Below are 7931 nucleotides of genomic sequence, written 5' to 3' on the forward strand. Positions count from 1 at the left end.
GGTCTCGGGGTCTCCTGGAATCGTCCAGGAGGCATCCAGGCCGTTATCGTCGTCGATACAGGATGGGCGCAGACAATGGCTGTCGAGCCCGGCGAGAGCATGCGTGTCACGCTCCGGCCGCCACACTATTGCACCGCAAGACCACAGAGGCAGGTTCCACTATGAGTTCAGATCCGCACAGCAGTCCTCGCCGGGACGACGTCGACCCTCCGGAGGACGCCACCGGGCGGATCGATCCTGTGCCGACTGAGTCTGCGCCGCCCGGTCCTGTCCCGCCCGGTCCGAACTCTGCCCCGCAGCACGCAGCTCACGCTCAGAGCGCACCCACTCCGCAGAGCGCGTCCGGGACGCAGCCCGGGGTGGAGTCCTACTCCGCCGGCTGGCCCGTCTCCCCCTCCGGGGCGCCCAGCTCCCAGCAGGCCCCCTACGCGCAACATGGCTACGGCCAGCGTGAGCACGGTCAGCATTCCTACGGTCAGGGTCACTCCGACCAGACCCAGCACGGTGAGGGCCACTACACCCAGGGCCAGTACGACAATGATCTGCAGGGTGCCCACTATGGCGCTCAGTACGGTGCCCAGCACGGGGCCCAGTCCGGCCAGGGCGAGCACGGCCACGGGGAGTACACCCAGGCCCAGTACGGCCAGCAGGGGTACTCTCCCTATAATCAGGACCCCGCATACTCCGGGCAGGGCCATGACTCCTACGGCGGGTTCGGCTCCGGGGCGGCGTTCGGCCAGGCCTCCCAGCAGCCGCGGGCCAAGCGCACAGTCGGCGTCGGAGGCCTGGCGCTCGCGGTGCTGCTGGCCGGACTGCTCGGCGGCGGCGTCGTCGCAGGCTCTCAGGCGGTGCTCGACGACGGAAGCATCAGCACCTCCTCCTCCACCGGTGGCATCGAGATCAACAACCCCGACTCCGCCACCGTGGTCACCGCCGCGGCGGCGAAGGCCTCGCCCTCGGTGGTGACACTCGCGGTCAGCGACGGCGGACAGGGCGGCTCGGGCTCGGGCATCATCCTCGACGATCAGGGCCATGTCCTCACCAACACCCACGTCGTCACCCTCGGCGGAGCCGCCGCAGACCCCGAGATCCAGGTCCGGATGAACGACGGCTCGGTCTCCAGCGCCGAGATCGTCGGGACCGACCCGCTCAGTGATCTCGCGGTCATCCGGCTGGAGAACACCGAGGGGATCCAGCCGGCCGAGCTCGGCTCCTCCGGCGATCTCAACGTCGGGGACCAGTCCATCGCCATCGGTGCCCCGCTGGGCCTGTCCGGAACCGTCACCGACGGCATCGTCTCCACGCTGAACCGCACCATCTCCGTCGCCTCCTCCGCAGTGGAGGACGAGGGCGCGGACGCCCCCGAGGTGCCTGACGAAACCGAGGAGGGAGATGGCTTCGAGTTCTACTTCCCCGACATGGAGGGTTCCCCGACCCAGGGCTCGATCCATCTCAATGTGATCCAGACCGACGCCGCGATCAACCGCGGCAACTCCGGCGGAGCGCTGGTCGACGCCGAGGGCCGTGTGATCGGGGTCAATGTCGCCATCGCCTCCTCCGGCGGCGGAGCCGAGACCGACGCCGGATCAATCGGTGTGGGCTTCGCCGTGCCGATCGACTACGCCGAGCGGGTGGCGCAAGAGCTGATCGAGACCGGTGAGGTCTCGCACGGGCTGCTCGGCGTCACGGTCGCCGCCGCCGGCTCCCAGGAGACCCCGGAGCAGGCTGAACCCGGACTTGCGCCGGTGATGCCCGGCTTCACCGTGGGCGCACTGATCGACGACGTGCCGGAGAACACTCCCGCCGCCGAGGCGGGACTGGCCAACGGCGACATCATCACCGCGGTCAACGACCGTCGGATCGAGGATTCCCTCGCGCTGACCGCCACCATCCGCGAATACGCCGCGGGGGAGACCGTGACGATCAGCTACATGCGCGACGGCCAGCAGGAGAACGCCGAGGTGACCCTTGGCGCGACCTGAGTCTGAGTTCGGCCCTGAGGCTGGCGACCCTACCGGACGAGTGATGGTCACCCCGGCGCGGCTCGCCGCGGAGCACGGCATCACTCGGGTGCTGGCCTTCGGCGCGCACCCCGATGACATCGACTTCGGCGCGGCGGGCAGCATCGCGGCGTTCACCGCAGCGGGGGTGGAGGTGACCCTGTGTCTGCTCACCGCCGGTGACGCCGGGGGCTTCGAGCCTGGGCGCGACGCCGCGGAGATGGCGCGGGTGCGCGAGGCCGAACAGCGCCAGGCCGCCTCGGTGCTCGGCGTGGATGAGGTGATCCTGCTCGACGAGCGGGACGGCTTCGTCGCCCCCACCGCCGAGCTGGTCGGGAAGATCGTGCGGATCATGCGTCAGGTCAGGCCCGAGGTGGTCATCTCTCCGCACCCCGAGCGTGCCTGGGACCGGCTGCAGAAGTCCCACCCGGATCATCTGGCCTGCGGGGAAGCAGTGGTGCGAGCGTCCTACCCGTATGTGGAGAATCCCTTCGCCTACCCGGAGCTGGCCGCCGAGGGGCTTGAGGCCTTCAAGATCCGGCACCTGCTGCTCACCACGGCGCCGCAGGAGCGGGTGAACCTGCGGCTCGACGTCTCGGGCCAGGAATCGGTGAAGATGACGGCGCTGCGCGCGCACTTCAGTCAGCACCCCGACGCGACCCGGATGGAGGGCTTTGTGCTGGATCAGATGCGCGAGATCCACGGTGGCCGTGGCTTCGCGGAGGAGTTCCACTGGGTCACGGTCAACGCCCCCGACACGATCAGCGGGTTCTGAGGCTCAGCCGGGGGTGACCAGCACGCCGTCGGCGTCGGACCAGAGAGTGGCGCCGGGCACGAAGGTGACGCCGCCGAACTGGACCGTCACATCGACCTCGCCGACCCCGTCCTTGACCGACTTCCGCGGGTTCGAACCCAGCGCCCGCACACCCAGGTCCATCTCCGCGAGCTGTTCCCGGTCCCGGACCGCACCGTGGATGACCACGCCGGCCCAGCCGTTCTCGATCGCGGAGGCGGCGATCATGTCACCGATCAGCGCCGAGTCGAGTGACCCGGCGCCGTCGACGACGAGCACGGATCCGGCGCCGGGGGAGTTCAGCAGCTCCTTGACCAGGCCGTTGTCCCGGTAGCAGCTGACGGTCCGGATCGTCCCGGTGAAGCGGGACCGACCGCCGAGGTTCAGCAGCTGCAGCGAGAGCGACTGCAGCGACTCATCCTCGTCGTAGAGGTCGCAGGTCGCGAAGACGGCGCTGCCCGCAGCACCTGCACCGGGCTCGCCGTGGTCGTTCTGGGCAGTCATGGATTCTCCGCTCATTCGTCTTCTTCCTGATCCTCGTCGACGGATCCGCCGTACTGCGGGCCGTCGGTGACGCGTTCACGCAGCTCGATCTCTCCGGCGGTCTCACCCATCGGGCGCTCCTCGCCGCGGATCCCCTCGACGGTGATCTGCAGGGCCCGGTTGGCCTCGATGTCACGCAGGGTGACGATCTCCTCCTCCAGCTCCGAGGCGGTGAAGTTGCCCAGCGAGCTGGGCTGGCCCTCATCGCGGGGCATCAGCCACAGCTGGTAGGTGGTGTCGCCCTCGAGCTCCCCGACCTCCGAGAAGTCGACATAGCCGACCCCCTCCGCGTTGGAGATCACCGCACGTGCGGTGCCTCCCTCGCTGAGCTCGATGCCGTCGACGACGCGGGCCTCCGGGTCGCCGTCGGCGGTGGCCTGGATGTCCTGACCCGAGGTGAATCCCCAGATCAGTGCGATGGCGGCCAGCACGACGACGGCCAGCCCGGTCATGATCATCCAGCGCTTGACCACGGGCTCACGCTTCGGGGCCACTTCGGTGTGGCTGGAGATGGATTCCACCATGCCCATGCCGACCTCCTGGTCGGAGAGGTTGTGCAGCACCTCGTCGAGCAGGTGGCTCGGCGGGACCACCGGGTAGGCGGTGAAGATCTCCGCGAGGGTCCGCCGGGCGGCCAGCACCCGGGTGTCCCAGGCGCGCGCCACGGCGTCGTTCGCGTTCAGCGCCGCCTCGTCGAGCACCGCCCGCTCACGGTTGTCGATCGCGTCCAGGGCGTGGATCTCGGCGAGCTCCACCAGCAGACCGTTCTCCACGTCGGTGGCGATGTCCTCGGTGAAGTTCCGCTTCACGGCGCCGGAGCGCTCCACGTCCTTCTTCGTCACTGCGGCGCGCAGGATCGGGTCCAGCTCAGCCTCCCGCGTGGTGCGCCGGGAGTGCATCCGGGTCATGCCGTCGCGCAGCCTGGACTTCACGGCCGGCACGGCGGAGCCGACGGACGCCGCGACCTGCTGGTGGGTGCCGCCGGCGAGATAGCTCAGCGCCAGCACCTGAGACTGCGAATCCGAGAGGACGCTGATGTCCTCGATGATCTCCTCGGGGAGACCTGCGATGCCTCCGCCCTCCGCGGCCGGAACGACGGTGAGTCTGATCGGTGTGGCGAGGCCCTCGCGGAAGCGTTCCACGATGATCCGATGCGCCAGCGGCACCAGCCATTCCAGCACCAGCTCGTACTCGCTGGGTCGGAAGGCGTCGTCAGGGACTTGTTCGTCGGCGGCATGCTCGTCGGTGAGCAGCTCCGAGGCCCGGGACTGCAGCCGCAGGTCCTGGGCCCTCTCGTCCGCCTGCTCCCAGAGCTGGTGGTAGACCGCCAGCGTGGAGTCCAGGGCCCCCTCTGCGTCCTCGTGCATGAGCAGCGCCAAGCCGTAGACCACGTCGGAGGTGGCCTCGTAGAAGGTCGCGAAGGAGGGCTGCTCGCCGCGGGCCGATCCGGCGAGCAGCTCGCTCAGGGTCGGGTCGCGCCGCGTCGCGCCGTAGTGCCCGGCGGCCTGGGAATCCTGGTGGTGCGCGGCACCGTGGGAGCCCGAGTCGGCGGACTCATCCGCGCTGGGACCGACGTCGGCGGAACCTGCCTCGCTGTACCCTGCCTCGTCGTATCCTGCCTCGTCGTGCTCGGTGCCGGTGTGCTCGGATCCACCGTCGTATTCTGCGCGGCTCCGGCCGCCGTCGGGAAGGTCATCGGGGCGGTCCGATGCAGGGCGATCAGAGGCGGTGTCCATGGTTGGTGAGTGTAGCCATCCCCGGCGCTCTCCAGCGCCACCAACACCCTGACGAGGCTCAGACAGCCCCGGTGAAACCGTCCTGCCGCCACGCTTCGTAGACGGCGATCGAGACGGAGTTCGCCAGGTTCAGCGATCGGCGGGAGGCGAGCATCGGAATCCGCACCCGCTCGGTGATGCGCGGGTCGGCCTTGACCGCGTCGTCGAGCCCGGTGGATTCGCGGCCGAAGAGCAGCACATCGCCGCCGCGGTAGGTGATCGAGGTATGGCCGACCGTGCCCTCGCCGGTGAAGGCGAAGATCCGCTCCGGAGCCAGCGCGGCGTAGGCGGCCTCCAGGCTGGGGTGCACGGTCATCACCGCCAGATCGTGGTAGTCCAGGCCGGCCCGGCGCAGCTTCGCGTCGGCGAAGTCGAAGCCCAGCGGCTCGGCCAGATGCAGCTCCACCCCGGTCACGGCGGCCAGTCGGATCAGGTTGCCGGTGTTGCCGGGGATCTCGGGCTGGTCCACCAGGACGCGTATCGGATTCTTCACGCCGGTCATCCTACCGGCGCGGACCCCGGGCAGAGATCAGTTCATCGGGTTCTGCAGCTGCCTCCGCAGCGCGGCGAGCAGGTGCCGGTCGATCACGTTGGCCTGCTCGGAGGAGGCGAGTTGTTCGCGGATGCTGCGGAAGGCGCGCGCCGGGGCCAGCGGAGCGCGTCCGGCGCCGCCGCGGGACTCGACGACAGGACTCTGCATGCCGCCGTCGGGGGAGAGCAGCACGAGCTGCTGACCCAGATTGAGGCTGGTCTCGCGCCCCGTCTCCCGCATTCCGGCCTCCAGGGTGGCCCGCAGCAGCCGGGACTCCCCGGCGAGATCGGGCAGGGACAGTGAACGGCCCGCGGCGTGGAGGCGACCCCCGTCCCAGGAGGCGGCCGCGGCGGGCACCTCGAGAGAGGTGACCACGACCAGGGTATCGCCGCAGACCAGCACGTGATCCACGGCCGGACCGCGCGGGGGCCGGCTCGCTCCGCGGCGATCTTTGCCCGCAGGTTCGATGGCGACGGCGTTGAAGAGTCGCGCGGTGGGCAGCTCGGCCAGCACATGCTTCTCGAGCAGGCTCGCCATCCGCTCGGCGCGGCGCGTGCGCCCGCCGCCGAAGAGGCCCCGGGAGGCGAAATGCCCATGGCTGCGCTGGCTGGTCAGCGGCAGCGAAAGAGGTTCGGGCTGGGAGAGGTCCGGGACGTACACCGGTGCCAGGTGGGCGGTCCCGGAAGGTGATCGTGCGGAATCCGTGCTGGAGGATCGCGCCGAGGTGCTGCCCGAGGCGGTGGTCCGGAACGCCGCTGCCGAGGCGCCACGGCCGTAGGTGGGGCGGGCGCTCTCGGGGTCGTCCTCGGTGTCTGCTCGCTGCGGCTGGCGCAGCCTGCGGTCGTAGGAGGCGCGGGCAGCTTCATCGCCGAGGACCTCCCAGGCTGACTGCACCTGGTGGAACGCCTCGGCGGTGCCGCCGGCGTCGGGGTGGGCGCGTCGGGCCTGCTTGCGGTAGGCGGCGCGAACGGCCTGGGCGTCGGCGTCGGGGCCGATGCCCAGCACGCTGTAGAGATCTCCGGAGTCACTGCTCATCGAGGATTCACGATAGTCCCAAAAGCGTAGAATCGTTGACACGATGTCATCTGCAGCCGACGCCCTGCCCGGCGGATCCTATTTCGACCACGCCGCCACCACCCCGATCAAGCCCACCGCCATGCGTGTGCTGAACGAGGTGATGCCTGCCCTGTCGAACCCCTCCTCGTTGCACGGCTCCGGCCGTCGCGCGCGGCTGGCCGTGGACTCCGCCCGGGAGCAGCTCGCTCGCGCCGCGGGCGCCCACTCCTCCGAGGTGATCTTCACCTCAGGCGGCACCGAGGCGGACAACCTCGCGGTCAAGGGCCTCTACTGGCAGCGCCGCGCGGAGGATCCGGCCCGGCGTCGCATCCTGCTGCCCGGGATAGAGCATCACGCCGTGCTGGAGCCCGCTGAATGGCTCGAGGCCCACGACGGCGCCGAGCTGGGGATCATCGCCGTCGATGCCCACGGGATCGTGGACCTGGCTGCGCTGGAGGCGACTCTGGCGGAGTCTGCGGAATCGGCCGCCCTGGTCACCGTCATGTGGGCCAACAACGAGACCGGCGCGATCCAGCCGGTGGCCCAGATCGGCGAGCTCTGCGCCCGCTATGGCGTGCCGCTGCACACCGACGCGGTCCAGGCCCTCGGCTCGCTGCCGGCCGGCTCGGCGCCGATGAGCTTCCGCGACTCTCGCGCGGCGACGCTGGCGATCAGCGGGCACAAGATCGGCGCCCCGGTCGGGATCGGCGCGCTGCTGGTCCGCCGAGACGTCAAGCTGACCCCGGTGCTCCACGGCGGCGGTCAGGAGCGCGACATCCGCTCCGGCACGCTCGACGTCGCCGGGATCTGCTCCTTCGCCGCGGTGGCGGAGGAACTGGTCGCCTCCCAGGCCCAGGAGGCCCAGCGGCTGGCGGGGCTGCGTGATCAGCTGCTGGACGCCGTCGTCGGACTCGACGGGGTGACGCTGCGCGGACCGGACCCACGGACCCACCCGGAGCTGCGGCTGCCGAACAACCTGCACATCACCGTGGACGACGCCGAGGGCGATTCGCTGCTCTTCATGCTGGACATGGCCGGCTTCGACACCGCGACCGGCTCGGCCTGCACGGCAGGGGTCCCGCGCCCCTCCCATGTGCTGCTCGCGATGGGCCTCAGCGAGGAACAGTCCCGCGGCGCCCAGCGCTTCACCCTCGGCTGGACGACGACGCAGCGCGACGTCGCCGCACTCGCCGCCGCGCTGCCCGCGGTGATCGCCCAGGCGCGGAGCGCCG

General features: G+C 70.3%; 7 protein-coding genes. 3 read left to right on the forward strand and 4 right to left on the reverse strand.

What is annotated here, in order from left to right; genetic code table 11:
- Positions 1-161: 161 nt before the first annotated feature.
- Both ACHAA4_RS10950 and ACHAA4_RS10955 read left to right on the forward strand, forming a co-directional pair.
- Positions 162-1982 (forward strand): S1C family serine protease, encoded by a 1821-nt coding sequence (locus ACHAA4_RS10950; protein WP_435774207.1) that lies wholly within the window; start codon positions 162-164, stop codon positions 1980-1982.
- A 43-nt stretch (positions 1983-2025) separates the two neighbouring features.
- Positions 2026-2775 (forward strand): PIG-L deacetylase family protein, encoded by a 750-nt coding sequence (locus ACHAA4_RS10955; RefSeq protein WP_435774208.1) that lies wholly within the window; start codon positions 2026-2028, stop codon positions 2773-2775.
- A gap of 3 nt (positions 2776-2778) precedes the next feature.
- On the opposite strand, the gene rraA is transcribed toward ACHAA4_RS10955, so the two are convergent.
- The 4 genes from rraA to ACHAA4_RS10975 are packed head-to-tail and all read right to left on the reverse strand — an operon-like array spanning position 2779 to position 6678.
- Entirely contained in the window at positions 2779-3297 is a 519-nt protein-coding gene (gene rraA / locus ACHAA4_RS10960; RefSeq protein WP_435774209.1) for a ribonuclease E activity regulator RraA, read from the reverse strand.
- 11 nt (positions 3298-3308) lie between these two features.
- On the reverse strand, positions 3309-5072 hold the full coding sequence (locus ACHAA4_RS10965) for an anti-sigma factor domain-containing protein (protein WP_435774210.1): 1764 nt from the start codon (positions 5070-5072) through the stop codon (positions 3309-3311).
- A gap of 58 nt (positions 5073-5130) precedes the next feature.
- Complete coding sequence (locus ACHAA4_RS10970; RefSeq protein WP_435774211.1) at positions 5131-5604, reverse strand: tRNA (cytidine(34)-2'-O)-methyltransferase; 474 nt, start codon at positions 5602-5604, stop codon at positions 5131-5133.
- 36 nt (positions 5605-5640) lie between these two features.
- Positions 5641-6678, reverse strand: coding sequence for a J domain-containing protein (locus ACHAA4_RS10975; RefSeq protein ID WP_435774212.1), 1038 nt, complete (start codon positions 6676-6678; stop codon positions 5641-5643).
- A 43-nt stretch (positions 6679-6721) separates the two neighbouring features.
- Between ACHAA4_RS10975 and ACHAA4_RS10980 the strand changes: the two genes are divergently transcribed.
- Positions 6722-7931: cysteine desulfurase family protein (locus ACHAA4_RS10980; protein ID WP_435774213.1), on the forward strand; the 1210-nt coding region annotated here is incomplete at its 3' end.

Source organism: Nesterenkonia maliinae, from assembly GCF_051262655.1.
Lineage (GTDB): Bacteria > Actinomycetota > Actinomycetes > Actinomycetales > Micrococcaceae > Nesterenkonia.